22 protein-coding genes and 2 other annotated features are annotated in these 21788 nt (G+C 37.4%); all 22 genes read left to right on the forward strand.

Annotation, left to right across the window (positions count from 1 at the left end; all coding sequences use genetic code 11):
• The first annotated feature begins 15 nt into the window (after window positions 1-15).
• The 22 genes from hemC to rpmA all read left to right on the forward strand — a co-directional run bounded on the left by hemC (window position 16) and on the right by rpmA (window position 21741).
• On the forward strand, window positions 16-945 hold the full coding sequence (gene hemC / locus VK90_RS11960) for a hydroxymethylbilane synthase (protein ID WP_048372980.1): 930 nt from the start codon (window positions 16-18) through the stop codon (window positions 943-945).
• A 2-nt stretch (window positions 946-947) separates the two neighbouring features.
• The gene (gene hemD, locus VK90_RS11965; protein ID WP_048372981.1) at window positions 948-1706 is read left to right on the forward strand and encodes a uroporphyrinogen-III synthase; all 759 of its coding nucleotides are present in this window, start codon (window positions 948-950) and stop codon (window positions 1704-1706) included.
• Window positions 1707-1735: 29 nt separating this feature from the next.
• On the forward strand, window positions 1736-2725 hold the full coding sequence (hemB, locus tag VK90_RS11970) for a porphobilinogen synthase (RefSeq protein ID WP_002173629.1): 990 nt from the start codon (window positions 1736-1738) through the stop codon (window positions 2723-2725).
• On the forward strand, window positions 2725-4014 hold the full coding sequence (hemL, locus tag VK90_RS11975) for a glutamate-1-semialdehyde 2,1-aminomutase (RefSeq protein ID WP_002173628.1): 1290 nt from the start codon (window positions 2725-2727) through the stop codon (window positions 4012-4014). The genes hemB and hemL overlap by 1 nt, the downstream gene beginning before the upstream one ends.
• Before the next feature lie 79 nt (window positions 4015-4093).
• Entirely contained in the window at window positions 4094-5110 is a 1017-nt protein-coding gene (gene spoVID / locus VK90_RS11980; RefSeq protein WP_156185402.1) for a stage VI sporulation protein D, read from the forward strand.
• Between the two features lie 73 nt (window positions 5111-5183).
• Window positions 5184-6209: a spore coat protein YsxE gene (gene ysxE / locus VK90_RS11985; RefSeq protein WP_048372984.1), complete on the forward strand. Its 1026-nt coding sequence runs from the start codon at window positions 5184-5186 to the stop codon at window positions 6207-6209.
• Between the two features lie 122 nt (window positions 6210-6331).
• Window positions 6332-6563 (forward strand) — a binding site (T-box leader).
• A 38-nt stretch (window positions 6564-6601) separates the two neighbouring features.
• Window positions 6602-9247: a valine--tRNA ligase gene (locus VK90_RS11990; protein ID WP_048372985.1), complete on the forward strand. Its 2646-nt coding sequence runs from the start codon at window positions 6602-6604 to the stop codon at window positions 9245-9247.
• A gap of 94 nt (window positions 9248-9341) precedes the next feature.
• Window positions 9342-10643 (forward strand): bifunctional folylpolyglutamate synthase/dihydrofolate synthase, encoded by a 1302-nt coding sequence (locus VK90_RS11995; RefSeq protein WP_048372988.1) that lies wholly within the window; start codon window positions 9342-9344, stop codon window positions 10641-10643.
• Between the two features lie 164 nt (window positions 10644-10807).
• Window positions 10808-11755, forward strand: coding sequence for a hypothetical protein (locus tag VK90_RS12000; protein ID WP_048372990.1), 948 nt, complete (start codon window positions 10808-10810; stop codon window positions 11753-11755).
• A gap of 218 nt (window positions 11756-11973) precedes the next feature.
• Window positions 11974-12549, forward strand: a complete 576-nt coding sequence (locus VK90_RS12005; protein ID WP_048372991.1) for a Maf family protein — start codon at window positions 11974-11976, stop codon at window positions 12547-12549.
• A 49-nt stretch (window positions 12550-12598) separates the two neighbouring features.
• Window positions 12599-13276 (forward strand): DNA repair protein RadC, encoded by a 678-nt coding sequence (gene radC / locus VK90_RS12010; protein ID WP_002173621.1) that lies wholly within the window; start codon window positions 12599-12601, stop codon window positions 13274-13276.
• Window positions 13277-13433: 157 nt separating this feature from the next.
• The gene (gene mreB / locus VK90_RS12015) at window positions 13434-14453 is read left to right on the forward strand and encodes a cell shape-determining protein MreB (RefSeq protein WP_000466737.1); all 1020 of its coding nucleotides are present in this window, start codon (window positions 13434-13436) and stop codon (window positions 14451-14453) included.
• A gap of 41 nt (window positions 14454-14494) precedes the next feature.
• Complete coding sequence (gene mreC, locus VK90_RS12020) at window positions 14495-15346, forward strand: rod shape-determining protein MreC (RefSeq protein WP_048372996.1); 852 nt, start codon at window positions 14495-14497, stop codon at window positions 15344-15346.
• Between the two features lie 14 nt (window positions 15347-15360).
• Window positions 15361-15906 carry a rod shape-determining protein MreD gene (gene mreD, locus VK90_RS12025; RefSeq protein WP_048372998.1) on the forward strand — a complete coding sequence of 182 codons (546 nt, stop codon included), beginning with the start codon at window positions 15361-15363 and terminating at the stop codon, window positions 15904-15906.
• Between the two features lie 35 nt (window positions 15907-15941).
• Window positions 15942-16628 (forward strand): septum site-determining protein MinC, encoded by a 687-nt coding sequence (gene minC / locus VK90_RS12030; RefSeq protein WP_048373000.1) that lies wholly within the window; start codon window positions 15942-15944, stop codon window positions 16626-16628.
• 2 nt (window positions 16629-16630) lie between these two features.
• Complete coding sequence (gene minD, locus VK90_RS12035; RefSeq protein WP_000503310.1) at window positions 16631-17428, forward strand: septum site-determining protein MinD; 798 nt, start codon at window positions 16631-16633, stop codon at window positions 17426-17428.
• 133 nt (window positions 17429-17561) lie between these two features.
• Window positions 17562-18308: a M23 family metallopeptidase gene (locus tag VK90_RS12040; RefSeq protein WP_048373002.1), complete on the forward strand. Its 747-nt coding sequence runs from the start codon at window positions 17562-17564 to the stop codon at window positions 18306-18308.
• Window positions 18301-19161, forward strand: a complete 861-nt coding sequence (locus VK90_RS12045) for a M50 family metallopeptidase (RefSeq protein WP_002173616.1) — start codon at window positions 18301-18303, stop codon at window positions 19159-19161. Before VK90_RS12040 ends, VK90_RS12045 begins: the two co-directional genes overlap by 8 nt.
• Before the next feature lie 63 nt (window positions 19162-19224).
• Window positions 19225-20613 (forward strand): Rne/Rng family ribonuclease, encoded by a 1389-nt coding sequence (locus VK90_RS12050; protein ID WP_048373028.1) that lies wholly within the window; start codon window positions 19225-19227, stop codon window positions 20611-20613.
• A 77-nt stretch (window positions 20614-20690) separates the two neighbouring features.
• Window positions 20691-20768 (forward strand) — a sequence feature (ribosomal protein L21 leader region).
• A gap of 14 nt (window positions 20769-20782) precedes the next feature.
• Window positions 20783-21091: a 50S ribosomal protein L21 gene (rplU, locus tag VK90_RS12055; protein WP_000270907.1), complete on the forward strand. Its 309-nt coding sequence runs from the start codon at window positions 20783-20785 to the stop codon at window positions 21089-21091.
• 11 nt (window positions 21092-21102) lie between these two features.
• Window positions 21103-21447 carry a ribosomal-processing cysteine protease Prp gene (locus VK90_RS12060; RefSeq protein ID WP_002008596.1) on the forward strand — a complete coding sequence of 115 codons (345 nt, stop codon included), beginning with the start codon at window positions 21103-21105 and terminating at the stop codon, window positions 21445-21447.
• Between the two features lie 3 nt (window positions 21448-21450).
• Window positions 21451-21741: a 50S ribosomal protein L27 gene (rpmA, locus tag VK90_RS12065; RefSeq protein WP_000944957.1), complete on the forward strand. Its 291-nt coding sequence runs from the start codon at window positions 21451-21453 to the stop codon at window positions 21739-21741.
• Window positions 21742-21788: the final 47 nt, after the last annotated feature.

The following is a 21788-nucleotide window of genomic DNA, read 5'->3' on the forward strand; positions in this document are numbered from 1 at the left end:
TGAGGAGAGAGAATTATGCGCAAAATTATTGTAGGTTCACGAAAGAGTAAACTAGCATTAACACAAACAAATTGGTTTATCGATCAGTTAAAAGCGCTCGGCTTACCATATGAATTTGAAGTGAAAGAAATCGTTACAAAAGGTGATGTTATTTTAGACGTTACTCTTTCAAAAGTAGGCGGAAAAGGTTTATTTGTAAAGGAAATTGAACACGCGTTACTGACGAAAGAAATTGATATGGCTGTACATAGTATGAAAGATATGCCGGCTGTACTGCCAGAAGGATTAACGATTGGTTGTATACCAAAGCGTGTTGACCCTCGTGATGCTTTTATTTCTAAAAACGGAGAATCGTTTAAAGACTTAGCGGAAGGGGCGATATTAGGGACGAGTAGCTTGAGACGTAGTGCACAACTACTAGCTGCGAGACCAGATTTACAAGTGAAGTGGATTCGTGGAAACATCGATACACGCTTACGTAAGTTGAAAGATGAAGATTACGATGCAATTATTTTAGCGACAGCTGGATTACAGAGAATGGGCTGGGATGATGAAGTTATTACAGAACATTTAGATGAAACGTTATGTGTACCAGCCGTAGGACAAGGTGCATTAGCGATTGAATGTCGTGAAGACGATAAGGATTTACTGGAGTTGTTATCACATATTAATGATGCAGTAACAGAAAAAACAGTGGCAGCAGAGCGAGTATTCCTTCATAAACTTGAAGGTGGATGCCAAGTTCCAATCGCTGGATATGCAACCCTTAAAGAAAATGATGCAATTGAATTAACTGCGCTTGTCGGTTCTATGGACGGTTCTGTTTTATTGAAAGAGACAGTATTAGGAACTGATCCAGAGCAAGTAGGATTAGAAGCTGCAGACCGTTTAATTAAACAAGGAGCAAAAGAGCTCATCCTTGCTGCAAATAAGGAGCAACAATAAATATGGATGCTCTCGCTGGCAAAACAGTATTGATTACACGTGCCCAGCATCAAGCGAAACAAATGAGTGTAGCGGTGAAAGAAAGGAGCGGAATTCCATTGGAAATTCCGCTTTTGCGTATGGAAGGCACATCTCAGCAACAAATTCAACGTGCAGCAAGGCAACTACATTCGTATGACTGGGTTATTTTTACGAGTAAAAATGGTGTAACTTTTTTTCTGGATGGTTTGAGAAAGAAAATACCTTTAGCTATTAAAATTGCTGCAGTAGGTGTGAAAACAAAATTAGAGTTGGAAAAAAGAGGCTATGAAGTTCATTTTATTCCATCGTCATTTGTCGCTGAGGCATTTGCAGAGGAGTTTGTAAAAGAGTTAAGTGGAAACGAACGCATTTTATTTCCGAAAGGGAACTTAGCAAGAGATGTAATCCCGGTAAAGTTAAGGGATTTTGGTGTTTTTCTAGATGAGCTAATCGTATACGGTACGAAAGCGAATGTAGGGAAAAAGCAAGAGCTTATAACTGCATTGAAATTAGGGAAAGTAAATATTATTACATTTACGAGCCCTTCAACTGTTGATAGTTTTGTTCATTTACTCGAGGGTACAAACTGGAGAGAATGGACAAAAAAATGTACAATTGCTTGTATAGGACCGATAACAGCAAAAGAGGCAAGGAGCTATTTCTCAGATGTTATCGTACCGGAAGAATACACAATAGAATCGTTAATACACTGCATTTGTGAATCTACTTTACATGCATAATCAAAATAAAAGAATGGGGATAGAAATCTATGAATTCTTTACAATTTAATCGTCATCGTCGTTTAAGACAAAGCGGGGGCATGCGTGCGCTTGTGCGTGAAACTTTTTTACATACAGAAGATTTTATTTACCCTATTTTTGTATTAGAAGGAGAAAATACTCGTAATGAAGTTCCTTCTATGCCAGGCGTATATCAAATCTCTTTAGATTTATTGCAAGCTGAAATGCAAGAAGTTGTTGATTTAGGTATTCGTTCTGTTATTGTATTTGGTTTACCTGCTGAAAAGGATGAAGTTGGATCATCAGCATATTGTGAGCATGGAATTGTACAGCTTGCAATTAAACAAATTAAAGATGAGTTCCCTGAGCTAGTAGTAGTTGCAGATACATGTTTATGCCAATTCACAAGCCATGGTCATTGCGGTGTTATTGAAGATGGCGTTATTTTAAATGATGAGTCTCTTGCAGTTCTTGCAAAAACAGCTGTAAGCCAAGCGAAAGCAGGAGCAGACATTATTGCTCCATCTAATATGATGGATGGATTTGTAACGGCAATTCGTCACGCGTTAGATGAAAATGGTTTTTCACACGTACCAGTTATGTCGTACGCTGTGAAATATTCATCAGCATTTTACGGACCGTTCCGTGATGCAGCACATGGTGCACCGCAGTTTGGTGATCGTAAAACATATCAAATGGACCCAGCAAATCGTATGGAAGCATTCCGTGAAGCAGAATCAGATGTAATGGAAGGGGCCGACTTCTTAATTGTAAAACCAGCTCTTTCTTACTTAGATATTGTTCGTGATGTGAAAAATAACTTTAACTTACCAGTCGTAGCTTACAATGTAAGTGGTGAATATTCTATGATTAAAGCAGCAGCACAAAATGGCTGGATTAACGAAAAAGAAGTTGTATTAGAGAAATTAATAAGCATGAAGCGCGCAGGAGCAGACTTAATTATTACGTATCATGCAAAAGATGCAGCAAGATGGTTACAAGAAGGGGGCGCTAAATAATGAAAAAGTTTGATAAATCGATTGCGGCGTTTGAAGAGGCACAAGATTTAATGCCTGGGGGCGTAAATAGCCCTGTTCGTGCTTTTAAGTCTGTTGGTATGAATCCATTGTTTATGGAGCGTGGAAAAGGCTCTAAAGTATATGATATCGATGGTAATGAATACATCGATTACGTATTATCGTGGGGACCTTTAATTCATGGTCATGCGAACGATCGTGTTGTTGAGGCTTTAAAAGCTGTTGCTGAAAAAGGAACAAGCTTTGGTGCACCAACAGAAATTGAAAATAAACTAGCAAAACTTGTTATTGAGCGCGTGCCATCGATTGAGATTGTACGTATGGTTAACTCTGGAACAGAGGCGACAATGAGTGCGCTACGTTTAGCACGTGGCTATACAGGGCGTAACAAAATTTTGAAATTCATTGGTTGTTATCACGGTCATGGTGATTCTTTATTAATTAAAGCAGGTTCGGGTGTAGCGACGTTAGGTTTACCAGATAGCCCTGGTGTACCAGAAGGTGTAGCGAAAAATACGATTACAGTAGCGTATAACGATTTAGAAAGTGTAAAATATGCTTTCGAACAATTCGGTGATGACATCGCTTGTGTAATTGTAGAACCAGTGGCAGGGAATATGGGGGTTGTTCCTCCGCAACCAGGATTTTTAGAAGGACTTCGTGAAGTGACAGAGCAAAACGGTTCACTGCTTATTTTTGATGAAGTAATGACAGGATTCCGCGTTGCTTACAACTGTGGACAAGGTTACTACGGCGTAACACCTGATTTAACTTGTTTAGGTAAAGTAATCGGTGGGGGTTTACCGGTAGGAGCATACGGTGGTAAAGCAGAAATTATGCGTCAGGTTGCGCCAAGCGGGCCGATTTACCAAGCGGGTACATTATCAGGTAATCCACTTGCAATGGCAGCAGGTTATGAAACGTTAGTACAGTTAACACCAGAATCGTACGTGGAATTTGAGCGTAAAGCAGAAATGTTAGAGGCTGGATTACGTAAAGCGGCTGAAAAACATGGCATTCCTCATCATATTAACCGCGCAGGCTCTATGATTGGTATTTTCTTTACAGATGAGCCTGTAATCAATTACGATGCAGCAAAATCTTCGAATTTAGAATTCTTTGCAGCTTACTATCGTGAAATGGTAGAACAAGGTGTATTTTTACCACCTTCTCAATTTGAAGGTTTATTCTTATCGACAGCACATAGTGATGCAGATATTGAAGCGACAATTGCGGCGGCTGAAATTGCAATGTCAAAATTAAAAGCATAATTTCTTAGAGAAAATCGCTCTCCATAAGGGGAGCGATTTTTTTTATTCATAAAGTGGTCTTCAGAAACATAAATCTGTAATGACATATAGTTTGGGAGGGGGAAAAGAAGTGGCAACAGATCATTCATTACGATTTTCGTTAAAAGAATCTGTTTGGTTCCAAAAAGGACAGGAAGTCGAAGAACTTTTGTCAATTTCGTTAGATCCAGACGTTGAGATAGAAGAACTCGATCATGAAGTTATCGTGAGAGGGCAATTAGATTTAACGGGAGAGTACGTTGCAAGGCAAGATGATTCAGCTTATTCATTAAGGGAACTATCACCAGCAAAGGCAATTGATTATGTAGAAACAAGGGAAGACGGGGTTAATGAGCTTGTCCATTCCTTTCCACTCGAAATATCAATTCCAAGAAATCGAGTGAAAGTAATTGAAGAGTTATATGTATCAATCGAGGAATTTGATTATGAGTTAAAGGAACATGGTTGCTTACAACTATTAGCGGATATATCCATTTCGGGTTTATGTGATGAGGAAAGAATTGAGGAAGAAGAGGAAGAAGAGGGATATGCTGAGTTAGAAGAGGATACTCAAGCTGAAGAAGAAGAAAGTAGACCAGCGCAGCTTGAAGAAGTATCAGCTTATAAAGAATCAGATGGATGGGAAGATTACGCATTTGAACCGTTCCAGCTAGAAGAAAGAAAAGAGCAGGAAATAGAGGAAGAGGAAGTCGAAGTCGAAGAGTTTGAGAATGTGGTGCGTGAAGAGGAGCAAGAAAAAGCGCCACAGTTTGAATTGTTCGGAAGAAAAGATTTTAAGAAAGAGAAAGCGAAAAAGCAGGAAGCGCAAGAGGAAGAAGCTTACTCGCAGCGAGATGAAAACGCACTTTATTTAACGAAAATATTTACGAAAGAACCAGAAGAAGAATTTACGAAGTTAAGAATGTATTTCGTACAAGAAGGAGATACAATTGAATCAGTTGCAGAACGTTATGAAACGTCTGTACAAAACCTATACCGTGTAAATCAAACAGAAGATATATATTTAACTACAGGGCAAATTATATATATTCCTGTTTCAAAAGCAAAGGTGAAATAAGTGAGTGAGTTTTTTTCACTCACCTCTTTTCTTTTCCTAGAAGCTATGTTTTGAATAAGAAAGGGTTATTCGTATGGATATTGAATTACGAAATCGCTATGAACCCATTGTGAAGCAATATAGATTGGACACTCAGCATATGGAAGAGCACGGAAGTGTAATGAAAATTTATACGAATCAAGGTCCGTATGCGTTAAAGAGAATACAAGATAGAAAATTAGAGCGGAATAACTTTTTGCATCACATTCAATACTTGAAGGAGAAAGGTTTTTCGAATTATGTACCTATATATCATGCGACGGACGGGAACTATATTTTAAGTGATGGGACGTATAGTTATTATTTAATGCCTTGGTTAGAACGTGTAGAAGGAAACGGCGAGGATAATGATCAATATCATAAAATGTTCCAGACACTTGGAATGTTGCATCAAAAAACGGTGAAAGAGGAGACTTATACAGAAGAAGATTTAGAAAAGCATTATACGAATATATCGGATCGCTGGGAAAATGATGGTGAGATGTTAGAAGAGTTTCTTGTAGAATCTGAAGCGAAGTGGTATATGTCTCCATTTGAATTACAATATTGTACGTATTATCACCATGTTATGAGAGCACGTGAGTTCGCAACGAAGCAATTAAATGAATGGCATGATGCAATGAAAGAAAAGGAAAAAACACGTATTACCTTCGTTCACGGAAATGTATCGCTTAACCATTTTTTATTTGATTATGAACGAAACGGTTATTTTATTAGTTTAGAAAAATCACAGTTTGCCACACCCGTACAAGATATCGTTAGCTTTTATTCAAGATCTTTGAACACATATCCAATTGCACGGAGTGACCGCTTTGAATGGTATCAAATGTATCAAAAAAATTTTCCGTTTACGAAAGAGGAGCAACTTCTTATGTTTGCGTATATGACGTACCCATCGCATTTTATTCGGCAAATTGAGTCTTATACGAAAAGAAGACAGAGTCGTAATGAAGAAAATGAGCTTCGCGGAGTGAAAAGCCTGCAACAATCGCATTGGCTCGTTAGTAATACAGAATATTTCCTTTCACAATTACAAGCTGCCCAGCAAGGGAACGGATAAAGAAGATAAGTAGGGAGTGCTCTGCTTGTCTTTTTTTGTGAGATAAAAGTCGTAGTCTCAAATTTATCTTGACGAATAAGGTTTCGTTTTTTACACTATTGTATATAATAATTAACAATCATATAAATGCATTGAAGGGGAAGAGTATAACATGAAACGTCTTCAGAGAGGGGAATCATTAGCTGAGAGATTCTCTAGATAGTTATGTTAGAAGGTAGCCCTGGAGCATCTTTTCTGAACGGAATGATTCTCATTAGGAAAAGACGGATTTGTCCGTTATCAAATTAAGAGTATAAGCAAATTCTGAATTTGTTTGTAAATAAAGGTGGTACCGCGATGTCCCTCGTCCTTTTTTGGATGAGGGACATTTTTTATTTTAAGGAGGGAAAATAATGTCAAACACGGAAAAGAATTTACCAACTAAATATGATCATATGTCCGTTGAAGAAGGCCTTTATCAATGGTGGCTTGAAGGCAAATATTTCGAAGTAACAGGAGATGAAAAGAAACAACCTTATACAATCGTAATCCCACCGCCAAACGTAACTGGTAAGTTGCACTTAGGTCATGCTTGGGATACGACGCTTCAAGATATTTTAACTCGTACAAAGCGTATGCAAGGTTACGATGTATTATGGCTTCCAGGAATGGACCATGCTGGTATCGCAACACAAGCGAAAGTAGAAGGAAAACTTCGTGAAGAAGGTATTTCACGTTACGATCTTGGCCGTGAGAAGTTCCTTGAAAAAGCTTGGGAATGGAAAGAAGAGTACGCTTCTCACATTCGTCAACAATGGGGGAAAGTTGGTTTAGGACTAGACTATTCTCGCGAACGTTTCACATTAGATGAAGGTTTATCCGATGCGGTTAATAAAGTATTCGTTCAATTATACGAAAAAGGCTTAATTTACCGCGGTGAATATATTATCAACTGGGACCCAGCAACACGCACGGCTCTTTCTGATATTGAAGTAATTCATAAAGAAGTTCAAGGTGCGTTCTACCATATGAACTATCCGTTAACAGATGGTTCTGGTCACATTCGTCTTGCAACAACTCGTCCAGAAACGATGCTTGGTGATACAGCAGTAGCAGTACACCCAGAAGATGATCGTTACAAACATTTAATCGGAAAAACAGTTACACTTCCAATCGTAGGCCGTGAGATTCCGATTATTGCTGATGAATACGTAGAAAAAGACTTCGGAACAGGCGTTGTAAAAATTACACCAGCTCATGACCCGAATGACTTTGAAGTAGGTAACCGTCATGATTTACCACGTATTTTAGTAATGAACGAAGATGGAACGATGAACGAAAAAGCTGGTAAGTACAACGGTATGGATCGTTTCGAATGCCGTAAAGAGTTAGTAAAAGACTTACAAGAAGCTGGCGTATTAGTAGAAATCGAGCCTCATATGCACTCAGTAGGTCATAGTGAGCGTAGCGGTGCAGTTGTTGAGCCTTACTTATCAACACAATGGTTCGTAAAAATGGCTCCACTTGCAGAAAAAGCGGTAGAACTTCAACAAAAAGAAGAAGAAAAAGTAACGTTCGTACCAGAGCGTTTTGAAAACACATACTTACGCTGGATGGAAAACATTCATGACTGGTGTATTTCTCGTCAATTATGGTGGGGACACCGCATTCCAGCTTGGTATCATAAAGAAACTGGTGAAGTATACGTAGGTACAGAAGCGCCAGCAGATATTGAAAACTGGAATCAAGATAATGACGTACTTGATACATGGTTCAGTTCAGCTTTATGGCCATTCTCAACACTTGGTTGGCCAAACGAAGATGCAGCAGACTTTAAACGTTACTATTCAACAGATGCACTAGTAACTGGTTATGACATTATCTTCTTCTGGGTATCTCGTATGATTTTCCAAGGTTTAGAGTTTACGGGAGAGCGTCCATTTAAAGATGTATTAATTCACGGTTTAGTTCGTGATGAGCAAGGACGTAAAATGAGTAAATCTCTTGGTAACGGTATCGACCCGATGGATGTTATCGAGAAGTACGGTGCAGATGCAATGCGTTACTTCCTATCAACAGGAAGTGCACCAGGTCAAGATTTACGCTTCAGCATGGAGAAAGTAGAATCTACTTGGAACTTCATTAATAAAATTTGGAACGCATCACGTTTCGTATTAATGAACATGGATGATATGAAGTATGAAGAAATCGATTTAACTGGTGAAAAATCAGTTGCAGATAAGTGGATTTTAACTCGCTTAAACGAAACAATCGAAAGTGTAACACGTAACATGGATAAATATGAGTTCGGTGAAGCTGGTCGTTCATTATACAACTTCATCTGGGATGATTTCTGTGACTGGTACATCGAAATGGCGAAGCTTCCACTATACGGTGAAGATGAAGCGGCTAAGAAAACAACGCGTTCTATTTTAGCTTATGTACTAGATCAAACAATGCGTCTATTACACCCATTCATGCCATTCGTAACAGAGAAAATTTGGCAACACTTACCACATGAAGGTGAGTCTATTACAGTAGCTGCATGGCCAACAGTTCGCGAAGATTTACAAGATAAAGAGGCGGCAGCAGAAATGCACCTTCTAGTTGATATCATTCGCTCTGTTCGTAACATCCGTGCAGAAGTAAATACGCCAATGAGTAAAAAAGTTCAAATGCAAATTAAAGCAAAAGACGAGGCGGTACTAGCTCAACTTACGAAAAACAGCTCTTACATTGAGCGTTTCTGTAATCCAAGTGAATTAACAATTAAAACTGATTTACAAGCGCCAGAAAAAGCGATGACTGCAATCGTATCAGGTGCAGAGTTATTCTTACCGTTAGCTGATCTTATCAATCTTGATGAAGAGAAAGCTCGTCTTGAAAAAGAACTTGAGAAATTCGATAAAGAAGTAGAACGTGTACAGAAGAAACTTTCAAACCAAGGATTCGTAGCGAAAGCTCCTGCAGCAGTTATTGACGGAGAGCGTGCGAAAGAGCAAGATTATCTAGAAAAACGTGAAGCGGTTCGTCAACGTCTAGCTGACCTAGAGAAATAAAAATGTTTTTCAGAGACTCACTATATTGGTGAGTCTCTTTTCTTTGCGTATAATAGAATTATGAAGGTTGTCTTTTGAAAGGGGAATAACATACGTGATACATACATACGAAGAAGCGATAGGATGGATTCATAGCCGATTGAAGTTTGGTATTAAACCAGGATTAGAAAGAATGAGATGGATGCTAGAAGAGCTCGGAAATCCAGAGCGTCACATAAAATGTGTTCATCTTGCTGGCACAAATGGAAAAGGTTCAACTTTAACATATATGCGCTACATGTTAGAAGGTGCAAAATATAAGGTAGGAACGTTTACATCTCCTTATATAGAAACATTTAATGAACGTATAAGTGTAAACGGAACACCAATTGCAGATGAAGAGATTGCAGAACTTGTAAATATGGTAAAGCCAGTCGTTGAAAAATTAGATGAGACGGACTTAGGGGAAGCGACAGAGTTTGAAATTATTACAGTAATGGCAATTTGTTATTTCGGTAAAGTTAATTTCTGTGATGTTGTTTTATTTGAAACGGGACTTGGGGGAAGATTTGATTCTACAAATGTTATTCATCCTGTTCTCACGATTATTACGAATATCGGTCACGATCATATGCATATTTTAGGAAATACACTAGGAGAAATTGCATATGAAAAAGCAGGGATTATTAAGTCTGGTGTGCCGGTTATTACTGGTGTGCAAGATGAAGAAGCATTGCAAGTAATTCAAAGAGTTGCGAAGGAAAATCATGCAAACGTATATGAACTTGGCAAACAGTTTACATCATTACATAAACATTCTAATGAAGATGGGGAACATTTTGATTTTTCTTGTCCATTTGCCTCGTTTGAAGATGTTCGGATTTCAATGAAAGGGAGTCATCAAGTAGGGAATGCTTCACTAGCGCTTATGGCGATTATGTATTTGAAAACATATTTATCATTTTTAATTAATGAAGAGGAAATGAAGGTTGGATTACAAGAAGCGTACTGGATTGGTCGATTTGAAAAGTTACAAAGTAATCCAGATATTATAATAGACGGTGCTCATAATCCAGAAGGTATTGAAAGTCTTGTGAAAACGGTAGAGGCACATTACAAAGATAAAAATGTAATAATTTTATTTACTGCTCTTGGAGACAAACAGTTGCATAACATGGTAGGACAATTAGAAGAAATTGCTGATGAAATAATATTTACGACATTTGCTTTTGATCGTGCTATTTCTGCTGACAAACTTGCATCGTATTCACAAAAAGAATCAAAATTAATTTTTGAAGATTGGAAAGAGGCAATTGATACGAAGATTGAAATGATAGGAGAAAATGATGTCTTCATCATAACAGGTTCTCTATATTTCATTTCTGAAGTTCGAAAATATATTCGCAAGAAAAACTAGATAGTATTTGCTATCTAGTTTTTTGTTCTACAAATGAAGTCAAATGCATACATATAAGATAATTATATAGGGTAATTTGGCGAATTCCTCTGACAAATATCTCGTTTTTTTGTGAAATGAATATGATATGATGCGGACAACGATAAGAGGTGAGGTGTGAGTGTATGGACAAGCAATCACGAACAATCTCGGTGAAAGTAAATGGAACAGAAGCGAAGTATGAGGAAAAGAAGAAAGATGAGTTTGAATGGATGGTAGTAGAAAGTGAAAGACCGCAAAATGTCGTGCCGTTTCAAAAAGTGAAGTCAGCGCATATGGGAAAATACCGAAAGAAATGGAGTAATACACTAATCGTAATAGTTGCAACTGCAATTATTATTGGTACGGCATTTGGAATGGGGATGCTTCATTTGCTAACGGGACAAGGGACAGCAGGAGAAAGTACGGCAACAACTTCGAAGCAGATGGGGAATGAGGAAAAAAAGGTGGGCGGAACGACAGAACCAAAAGAGGAAAAACCAAAAGCGCAAGGGGCTTCATTAGAACCAATGAAATTATTTTTTGTTCAGGGAGGGCTTTATTCTTCTGAAGAAAAGGGACAGGCCGCTCTTGAAGAGTGGAAAAGTAATGGAGGTATTGCTGCTTTGAAACCAAGTGGTGATAAGTATGCGCTAGTTGTTGGAGTTGCGAGTGATGAACAGGTAGTTAATCAATTAATAGATCAGTATAAGCAAGATGGCGTTTCAGTTTTGAAAAAGAATTGGGATATTACAGATAAAGCATTACTCAAAAATGATAAAGAAGTAGGTGGATTTTTAGCGAAAGTGCAGCCATTATATACTCATTTAACAAAATATGTGTCCACCGTACAAACTAGTGGAAAGAGTGATTCAAAAGATGTAGAGGCGATTGAAAAAGAATGGCAAGCCATTGAAAAGGAAGGGAAGAGTATGAAGCGTGAAGATGCGAAGAAGCTTTATACGTATACATCTGTGGCTATGCAAACGATTAAGGAAGGAAAGAGCGATAAGGAATCTGTAGCTAAATTAAATCAAGTTATTATGGATGGATTACTTTCGTACGAAAAAATGGTTTCACAAAAAGGAAAATAATAAGATAATGAGATGAAGGAGAAAGAAGTGTGTATACTTCTTTCTTTTCTTTTGAATTTAGAGCAAAGTGCTTTCTTTATGGCAGAATATAATCGCATTTAAAAAGAATCATTATTTTATTTAGAGAAAATGATATTTCTATAATTTGTGGGGAAACTATTCCTTTGATACGATTGATTTGAATTGTTCTGCTGCATATGAGAAAGGAAGGAGAAAATATGAGAAAAATTATTTTAGCTTCAGGATCACCCCGGAGGAAGGAATTACTTGAATTAGCTGATGTGCCATTTGAAATTGTTGTTAGTGAAGTAGAAGAGACGATTGGTGCATATTCATCACCTTCTGATATTGTTATGTCGCTTGCTTTGCAAAAAGCATCTGCTGTGGCGGAAAATCATAGTGATCACGTTGTAATAGGTGCAGATACAATTGTTACATATGATTCGCGTATTCTTGGAAAGCCGTCTAATGAGGCTGAGGCGAAAGAAATGTTACGATTATTATCGGGGAAAACACATGAAGTATACACAGGTGTTGCCATTATATCAAAAGAGAAAACGGCAACTTTTTATGAGCGTACAGAAGTAACATTTTGGGAATTAACAGAAGAGGAAATTGACGTATACGTTGCATCGAAGGAACCACTTGATAAAGCAGGAAGCTATGGGATTCAAGGTAAAGGGTCTATTTTTGTTCAGCATATTCAAGGGGACTACTACAGTGTAGTTGGGTTGCCAATTGCGCGTCTTGTCCGTGAATTAAAGCAGTTTGATAGCGATGTAACCCATGCGTAAAATTGCATGGGGTTTTCTTTGGGAGAAATCGTAAAAAAGGGGTGGAGAGATGAACGGTATTCGTGATGTTGTGAGAGAAGAACAGCCACGGGAGCGTTTATTGTTAGAAGGAGCTGGAAGTTTATCGAATCGAGAACTACTTGCAGTTTTACTCAGAACGGGTTCTAAAGAAGAGACGGTTTTAATGTTATCAGACAAAATTTTACATCATTTTGATGGCTTACGAATGTTGAAAGATGCAACGTTAGAAGAGATGATGAGCATTCATGGTGTTGGGATTGTAAAGGCGTCTCAGCTTGTGGCTGCTTTCGAATTAGGTAGAAGAATGGTACGTTTAGAATATCAAAATAGATATAGTATTCGAAGTCCAGAAGATTGTGCGAGCTATATGATGGAAGAAATGCGTTTTTTGCAGCAGGAGCATTTTGTTTGTTTATATTTGAATACGAAAAATCAAGTTATACATAGGCAAACGATTTTTATTGGAAGTTTAAATACGTCGATTGTGCACCCGAGGGAAGTTTTTAAAGAAGCGTTCCGTCGTGCAGCAGCCTCTATTATATGTCTTCATAACCATCCCTCAGGAGATCCGGCGCCGAGCCGTGAAGATATTGAAGTTACAAAACGATTAGTAGAATGTGGCCGAATTATCGGAATTGAAGTGCTTGATCATATCATAATAGGTGACCATAAATTCGTGAGTTTAAAGGAAAAAGGTCATATTTAAGACTATTCTTTTTACTTATTTTGTTTTATAATGTGATTTATGAGTTTTTTGTAGAAAATTATCTACAAAAAGGATACAAATATAAAAAACGTACTGTTTTTATAAATATAAAGTAAGAAAAATGAGTCCGTGAAAATAAGAAGGGAAGATAGATGATATGTTTGGATTTGGTGGATTTACTCGCGATCTTGGAATAGATTTAGGAACAGCGAACACGCTTGTATATGTGAAAGGAAAAGGTGTAGTTTTACGTGAACCTTCAGTAGTAGCATTACAAACTGATACGAAACAAATCGTTGCGGTAGGTAGCGATGCAAAACAAATGATTGGTCGTACACCAGGAAACGTAGTGGCACTTCGTCCTATGAAAGACGGTGTAATTGCTGATTACGAAACAACAGCAACAATGATGAAATATTATATTCAACAAGCTCAAAAATCAAATGGATTCTTCTCACGTAAACCATATGTAATGGTATGTGTACCATCTGGTATTACAGCTGTAGAAAGACGTGCAGTAATCGATGCGACTCGTCAAGCAGGTGCTCGTGATGCATATCCAATTGAAGAGCCATTTGCAGCAGCTATTGGTGCGAACTTACCTGTTTGGGAGCCAACTGGTAGTATGGTTGTTGATATCGGTGGTGGTACAACAGAAGTTGCAATTATTTCTTTAGGTGGTATTGTAACAAGTCAATCAGTTCGTGTTGCTGGTGATGATATGGATGATTCAATCATTCAGTACATTAAGAAAAGCTATAACTTAATGATCGGTGAAAGAACTGCAGAAGCATTAAAATTAGAAATCGGTTCTGCAGGCGAGCCAGAAGGTATTGAGCCGATGGAAATTCGCGGTCGTGATTTAGTAAGTGGTTTACCAAAAACAGTACTAATTCAACCAGAAGAAATTGCAGATGCATTAAAAGATACAGTAGATGCGATTGTAGAGTCAGTTAAAAATACGTTAGAGAAAACTCCACCTGAATTAGCGGCAGATATTATGGACCGTGGTATTGTATTAACAGGTGGTGGAGCATTGCTTCGTAACTTAGATAAAGTTATTAGTGAAGAAACAAATATGCCAGTTCTTGTTGCAGAGGACCCATTAGATTGCGTAGCAATTGGAACGGGTAAAGCATTAGACAATATCGATCTTTTCAAAACTGCTGCTCGATAATATTGCAAAATAAAAATCACTGAAATTAAGAGGGTGTGAACGTGCCACAGTTTTTCTTAAACAAAAGATTAATTGTTTTGTTAGTTAGTATTATTCTTCTCGTGGCATTGATTGGAATCTCATTGAAAGAACGGAACAGTTTAACATGGCCAGAGCAGTTTGTTAAAGATACTGTCGGTGTTGTAGAACGTGTATTCCAAAAGCCAGCGAATTATGTTGCCGGATTCTTCGAAAACGTAGAAGATGTAAAGCGCACGTATGAAGAGAATAAAGAATTAAAAGCAAAATTAGATAATTATGCAGATCTATCAGGAAAAGTAAAGCAATTAGAAGATGATAAAAAGAAATTACAAGAGTTAACTGGTAAAAAAGAGTTGAATAGCGATTATACTGAAATTCCAGCTACTGTTGTTTCTCGTAATCCAGATAAATGGTACGATTTAATTGGAATTGATAAAGGGGCACAGCAAGGAATTAAAAAAGATATGGCTGTAATCACTTCAAAAGGTTTAGTTGGACGAGTGAAAAGTGTATCGCAGTTTACATCGTCAGTAGAGTTGTTAAGTTCTATGAGCCGAACAAACCGTGTTTCTGCTATTGTACAAGGACAAGAAAAAATCTTTGGATTGATTGAAGGTTATGATAAAGAGAAACAATTACTTCTTTTCACAAAGATTGGCTCTGATGCACCAGTAGCAAAAGATCAACTAGTTGTAACATCTGGACTTGGTGATATTTTCCCGAAAGGTCTTGTAATTGGAACAATCGTTGATGTTCAGCCAGATCCATACGGTTTAACAAAAACAGCTTATGTAAAACCTGCTGCTGATTTAAATGACGTAGAGCATATAACGGTTGCCAAACGCGCTACGCCTGCAGCGCCGTTAGAATAGGAGGGGAAGAAGAGATGATGAAGATTTTAAAAAGAGCAGCTCTTCCTCTTTTGCTCCTTTTTGTTTTTTTATTTGAAAATATGTTCTCTACTGTTGTTCCAACGGAAGTTTTTTGGAAAGGCAGTATAGCAGCACCACATTTCTTTATAATTGTGCTCTGTTTTATTACAGTGTACTATAGTCCGATTCAAGGGATTTACTACGGACTATTGTTTGGTTTTTTATTTGATACCGTATACACAGAGCTTGTCGGTATATATATATTTACTTATCCAATTTTAGCTTACTTAGTTTATAGTGCGATGAAGGTATTACAATTGAATTTATTTATTGTTGTTTCTATCGTATTAGCTGGTATTGCAGCATTAGAGTACTATGTGTATGGATTTTTAACTTTGTTAGGACGTACTCATATGTCGGCGTATGTCTTTTTCACCGATCGTCTCCTTGCTACTTTATTGCTAAATGGAATTTTCTTATTAATAGTTTGTTTCCCACTGAGACGATATTTAGTGCGTCTTTCAAAAGCGATGGAAGAAAAAGAAAAAAGGATTTTCTAATTTTATGTCGAATTGAATCGGTGGGGTGAACTTTAGTGGAAGAAAAAAAGCAACAAAATGTAACGATAAAAGGGACGAAAGATGGAATAACGCTTCATTTAGATGATTGCTGTTCATTCTCAGAATTACTGAAAGAATTGGACGAGAAGCTTTCTACACATTACTATGACGGTGACGGACGCTCTTTAATTGAAGTGCATGTTAAAGTAGGAAATCGTTATTTAACAGAAGTTCAACAAGAAGAGATTCGTACGTTAATTCGCAATAAGAAGAACCTTGTTGTGGATTCTATTGAAAGTGATGTTATAACAAAAGCGGAAGCAATAGCTTGGAAAGAAGAAACAGAAATTGTCCCTATTTCTAAAATTGTTCGCTCTGGACAAGTGTTACATGTAAAAGGAAATTTATTATTAATTGGGGATGTTAATCCAGGCGGAACGGTTATCGCTGGGGGGAATATTTTTGTTGTGGGATCATTAAGAGGGATTGCACATGCTGGGTATAATGGAGATTCAGAAGCTGTTATTGCTGCATCTATTATGAACCCTATGCAACTCCGAATTAGTGATGTGGCAATGCGGGCTCCGGAAGAGAAAGAAGACGGAGCTGAGGCGGCGGAATGTGCGTATATTAATGAGAACAATCACATTGTTGTCGATCGCCTGCAACTTCTCACTCATCTTAGACCTAATTTAACAAAGTTAGAAAGGGGAATTGTATAGCTGTGGGAGAGGCAATAGTAATTACATCTGGAAAAGGCGGAGTAGGTAAAACTACAACGTCTGCGAACATTGGTACAGCCTTAGCGTTATCTGGAAAGAAAGTATGCTTAATTGACACAGATATCGGTTTACGTAATTTAGACGTAGTAATGGGGCTGGAAAATCGTATTGTATTTGATCTTGTTGATGTCGTTGAAGGGCGTTGTCGTTTACCTCAGGCTCTTATTAAAGATAAGCGTTTTGATGATCTATATTTATTACCTGCAGCACAAACGAGTGATAAATCGGCGGTAACACCTGAACAAATGGATGAATTAATACAAGTATTACGTCAAGATTATGATTACATATTAATTGATTGTCCTGCCGGGATTGAGCAGGGATTTAAAAATGCAGTAGCGGGTGCGGATAAAGCAATCGTTGTAACAACGCCAGAAGTATCCTCAATGCGTGATGCGGATCGTATTATCGGGCTTTTAGAGAAAGAGGATATTGAACCACCGAAACTTGTTATTAACCGTGTGCGTAGTCATATGCTTCATGAACAAGATATGTTAGATGTAGATGAAATCGTACGTACACTGTCAATCGAGCTTCTTGGAGTTGTCGAGGATGATGATGAAGTTATTCGTGCTACGAATACAGGTGAACCTGTAGCACTGCAACCTAGTGGGAAAGCAGCGCTAGCTTATCGTAATATTGCAAGACGTTTATTAGGTGAGAATGTACCATTACAAGCATTTGAACAAGAAAAAGTATCGGTATTTACAAAGATGAAAAACTTCTTTGGAATCCGTTAAAAGCACTTCGCATATATGCGGAGTGCTTTCTTTTTTCTTCGCATGAATATCTTTCTTCCGTAGCTCATACATATGTACAAACTGTATATAACTGTTTCTATTTGAATAAGGCTAACTAAAGAAAGGAGACAGTATGAAGAATAGACGTGTAGAAGAAATTAAAAAGCGGATTGCGAAAAGGAAAGCAGAGCAAGAAAGGATGGAGGAAGAGCAGTATTTTGCTGGAAGTGATTTTGACAGCGAAACGGTATTTATTGAAGAAGGGGAAAAGGAAATTCATCCCCTATTTCGAAAAGAAGTCTTTTTCTTCAAAGTTTTGCTATCAGCAATATTAGTTCTTTCAATCGCTATTTTATTTAAAAATGCTCCTCCTTCCTTTGATGGTACTAGAGCTGTTACAGAAAAAGTTATGAAAGAAGAGTTTCAATTTGCTACTATATCGAAATGGTATGAAAAGCAGTTTGGAAAACCTCTTGTGTTCTATTCTCCAAATGAGAAAAAAGAAGGGGCTATTCAGCAAAAAGATTATGCAATTCCTGCTTCTGGAAAGGTGATGCAAGGATTTCAAAAAAACGGCCAAGGTGTATTTGTTCAAACAGCTACAAATGCAACGGTGGAGTCAGTAAATGAAGGTGTAGTTATTTTTGCAGGTAAGAAAGAGGATCTTGGAAATACAGTTCAAATTCAACATGCCGACGGTACAGAATCGTGGTATGGAAATTTAAGTGATATGTCAGTGAAGTTATATGATTACGTTTCAAAAAAACAGAAAATCGGAACGGTGAATAGTGACGAAAATAATAAAAACGGTAAATTTTACTTTGCGATAAAAAAGAATGAAAAATTTATTGATCCCATTCAGGTGATTTCATTTGATTAAATATAGAGATGTTTTAACGAAAATTACAGTACATCCATTGTTTTGGGTTATTATCGTTATTGGCATTTTCACGGCACGTTTTAAAGAGTTAATATTATTATTTTGTATCGTTCTAGTTCATGAACTTGGGCATGCTTTTGCAGCGGCATATTATAATTGGCGTATTAAACAAATTCAGCTTTTGCCATTTGGTGGCGTAGCTGAGCTTGAAGAACATGGGAACAAATCATTAAAAGAAGAATTAATTGTCGTTATAGCTGGGCCAATTCAGCATGTATGGATGATTGCGGTTGCTTATATTTTGTATCAAGCGGGCTGGGTAACTAATGATTTGTATCATTTCTTTGTGTGGAATAATGTCGTCATTTTAGGTTTTAATTTATTGCCTATTTGGCCACTTGATGGTGGGAAAGTATTATTTAATGTATTATCATATCGTTTTCCTTATTTACAAGCACATGAAAAGATGATGAAATTGTCATGTGTTTTTTTTAGTGTAATATTAGGATGGCAGTTACTTTGGAATAGTAATAACATTATGATGTGGGTACTACTCGTTTTTCTAGCGATTTCTTTATATCAAGAATGGAAACAAAGAAGGTACGCATTTATGCGCTTTTTATTAGAACGTTATTATGGGAATAAAAGAGATATTGAAAAGATTGCACCTATTGAGGTGAAAACAGAAGATCGTTTATATACGATTTTCACAAAATTTCGCAGAGGATATAAGCACTCTATTATCGTCCATGGAAAATATAAAGAGCACTACACATTGGATGAAAATGAGTTGCTGTATGCGTATTTTGCTGAAAAAAGAACAACCTCATCTGTTGAAGAATTAATTGGTTAGTGTTGACGACGACACTAACCTTTTATATTGTAAGGAAAAGAAGTGAAAAGTGAGGAAAGAATTTTGAAGACGTTATATATTAACTACACTGGTTCGGAAAAGCGTGTTGCGATAGAAGAGAAGCAAAAAGTTGTCGAACTATTATGGAAACGTAATGAAGAGCAGGAAATTGTCGGACATATTTATGTTGGACGTATCGTAAGAACAATTGCTGGAATGAACGCAGCCTTTGTAAATATCGGATTAGAAAAACATGCATACCTTTCATACGATGATGTACCATCTTCATATCGCATACATGAAGGGCAGGCGATACTTGTACAAGTTGTGAAAGAGGCAATTGATACGAAAGGGCCAAAATTAACGGCGAAGATAGAAATTACTGGGAAATATGTCGTGTATATGCCGTATGATGAAATGCGTGCTGTTTCTCGGAAAATAAAAAATAACAAGAGAAGACAAGAGTTACTTCATATTGAAGTGGAAGGGACAGGAGGATATATATTCCGTTCTGCTTCTGAAAAAGGGACAATCGATGAAATACAAGCTGAAATGCAGCGACTGCAACAACTATATGAAGAATTAACAAGAAAAGAAAACCAAGGGAAGGCACCGTTACTACTTCATCGACCAGCGACGTTTTTAGATCGTGTATTTCAGGAGAACCCAATTGAAACGATTGAAAAAGTAGTTGTAGATACGAGAAGTGTAGTAAGAGAATTAGAAGAAAAAGTAGGGAAAGAAAGAGTATCCTTTTATAATGAAAAATCTTCGATGTTTAACCATTTTGGAATAGAACGTGAAATCGAGAAAGCACTTCAAAAAATTGTTTGGCTACCAAATGGTGCTTATCTAATTGTGGAACAAATGGAGACGATGACTGTAATTGATGTGAATACGGGTAAGTTTACTGGAAAACAAAATTTACAAGATACAGTACTTCGTACAAATGAAATGGCTGCTGAAGAGATCGCTCGTCAATTGAGACTTCGTGATATTGGCGGCATGATATTAATCGATTTTATTAATATGAAAAGACGGGAAGATAAAGAGAAGGTAAGAGAGAGTTTAATGTTAGCTTTACAAGATGATCGTACATATACGAGAGTGCTTGGGTTTACTGAGTTAGGAATTTTAGAAATGACGCGTAAGCGCAAGAAACATTCGTTACGTGACGTATTATTAGAAGAGTGTGCGCCTTGTAAAGCGACAGGTTACGTTATATCTAATGCAACAATTGCGTACGAGTTAGAGAGAGAACTTATTACTTATGGTAATATAGAGGATGAAGCTGTATTGATTGGTGCTTCGAAAAAGGTGCAAAAAATATTTTTACAAAAAGAATTACAAAAAAATATTCCGTTTGAAATTTATTTCAAAGACGAAGATGTAGAGAAGTATGCGGTAATTCGTTTCGGAAGTAAAAAAGAAATAATGGAACGGAAAAAATAGTTAGCAGAACATTTGTTGACAATAGTTAATGATTCATGATAACATCTTTATGTTATAGTTTATAGCACCTAAACGGCTATATGCTACAACCGCACAAGACAGGTTCCCTAAAGGCATTTATGTCTACCTCGTTTTTGGCGAGTCTTAGTAATTAAGAGGAGGTGCAAGTATGTACGCAATTATCGAAACAGGTGGAAAACAAATTAAAGTTGAAGCTGGTCAAGCAATCTACATTGAAAAATTAGATGTTGAAGCTGGTGAAACTGTTACTTTTGACAAAGTTCTTTTCGTTGGTGGCGAAAACGTTAAAGTTGGTAGCCCAGTTGTAGAAGGTGCAACAGTTACTGCGAAAGTTGAAAAACAAGGTCGCGCTAAGAAAATCATCGTTTTCAAATACAAAGCGAAAAAGAACAATCGTAAGAAACAAGGTCATCGTCAACCTTACACTAAGCTAGTTGTTGAAGCTATCAACGCTTAATTCTGGTTAACATGATTAAAATTACGATAAGTCGCACGAAATTAGGAAGTATCCAATCATTTAAAATGACTGGACATGCCAATTATGCGCCACATGGACAAGACCTTGTCTGTGCTGGAACTACAGCGGTTGTGTTTGGTTCTATAAATGCAGTGGAAGAACTTTGTAATGTGCAGGCAACTATTGAACTCGGAAGTGATGGCGGATTCTTAACGTATGAATTGCCTAATGATTTAGACGTTCATACAGCAGAAAAAGCACAAATACTTTTAGAAGGATTGGTTGTTTCGCTTAAGACGATCGAACTTGATTACGGAAAGTATATCCGTTTAATAGAAAAAGTGCAGGAGGTGTAACGTATGTTAAGATTAGATCTTCAGTTTTTCGCATCTAAGAAAGGTGTAGGTAGTACAAAGAACGGTCGTGACTCTCAGTCAAAACGTCTTGGTGCTAAACGCGCAGATGGTCAAACGGTTTCAGGTGGTTCAATTCTTTACCGTCAACGCGGTACAAAAATTTATCCAGGTGTTAACGTTGGTCGTGGTGGCGATGACACTTTATACGCGAAAGTTGACGGCGTAGTACGCTTTGAGCGTCTTGGCCGTGACCGCAAACAAGTGAGCGTATATCCTGTTGCTCAAGAAGCATAAGAACTCACGGAAAACTCTAACCTGAGTGCAGGTTAGAGTTTTTCTAT

Origin of the sequence: Bacillus sp. LK2 (assembly GCF_001043575.1) — a bacterium.
In the GTDB taxonomy this organism is placed as follows: Bacteria; Bacillota; Bacilli; order Bacillales; family Bacillaceae_G; genus Bacillus_A; species Bacillus_A paramycoides.

Excerpts from the sequence above, each read along its gene's own strand:
- hemC (WP_048372980.1), top strand. The coding sequence starts at position 16 with ATGCGCAAAATTATTGTAGGTTCACGAAAGAGTAAACTAGCATTAACA.
- hemD (WP_048372981.1), top strand. The coding sequence starts at position 948 with ATGGATGCTCTCGCTGGCAAAACAGTATTGATTACACGTGCCCAGCAT.
- hemB (WP_002173629.1), top strand. The coding sequence starts at position 1,736 with ATGAATTCTTTACAATTTAATCGTCATCGTCGTTTAAGACAAAGCGGG.
- hemL (WP_002173628.1), top strand. The coding sequence starts at position 2,725 with ATGAAAAAGTTTGATAAATCGATTGCGGCGTTTGAAGAGGCACAAGAT.
- spoVID (WP_156185402.1), top strand. The coding sequence starts at position 4,094 with ATGACATATAGTTTGGGAGGGGGAAAAGAAGTGGCAACAGATCATTCA.
- ysxE (WP_048372984.1), top strand. The coding sequence starts at position 5,184 with ATGGATATTGAATTACGAAATCGCTATGAACCCATTGTGAAGCAATAT.
- VK90_RS11990 (WP_048372985.1), top strand. The coding sequence starts at position 6,602 with ATGTCAAACACGGAAAAGAATTTACCAACTAAATATGATCATATGTCC.
- VK90_RS12000 (WP_048372990.1), top strand. The coding sequence starts at position 10,808 with ATGGACAAGCAATCACGAACAATCTCGGTGAAAGTAAATGGAACAGAA.
- VK90_RS12005 (WP_048372991.1), top strand. The coding sequence starts at position 11,974 with ATGAGAAAAATTATTTTAGCTTCAGGATCACCCCGGAGGAAGGAATTA.
- radC (WP_002173621.1), top strand. The coding sequence starts at position 12,599 with ATGAACGGTATTCGTGATGTTGTGAGAGAAGAACAGCCACGGGAGCGT.
- mreB (WP_000466737.1), top strand. The coding sequence starts at position 13,434 with ATGTTTGGATTTGGTGGATTTACTCGCGATCTTGGAATAGATTTAGGA.
- mreD (WP_048372998.1), top strand. The coding sequence starts at position 15,361 with ATGATGAAGATTTTAAAAAGAGCAGCTCTTCCTCTTTTGCTCCTTTTT.
- VK90_RS12040 (WP_048373002.1), top strand. The coding sequence starts at position 17,562 with ATGAAGAATAGACGTGTAGAAGAAATTAAAAAGCGGATTGCGAAAAGG.
- rplU (WP_000270907.1), top strand. The coding sequence starts at position 20,783 with ATGTACGCAATTATCGAAACAGGTGGAAAACAAATTAAAGTTGAAGCT.
- VK90_RS12060 (WP_002008596.1), top strand. The coding sequence starts at position 21,103 with ATGATTAAAATTACGATAAGTCGCACGAAATTAGGAAGTATCCAATCA.
- rpmA (WP_000944957.1), top strand. The coding sequence starts at position 21,451 with ATGTTAAGATTAGATCTTCAGTTTTTCGCATCTAAGAAAGGTGTAGGT.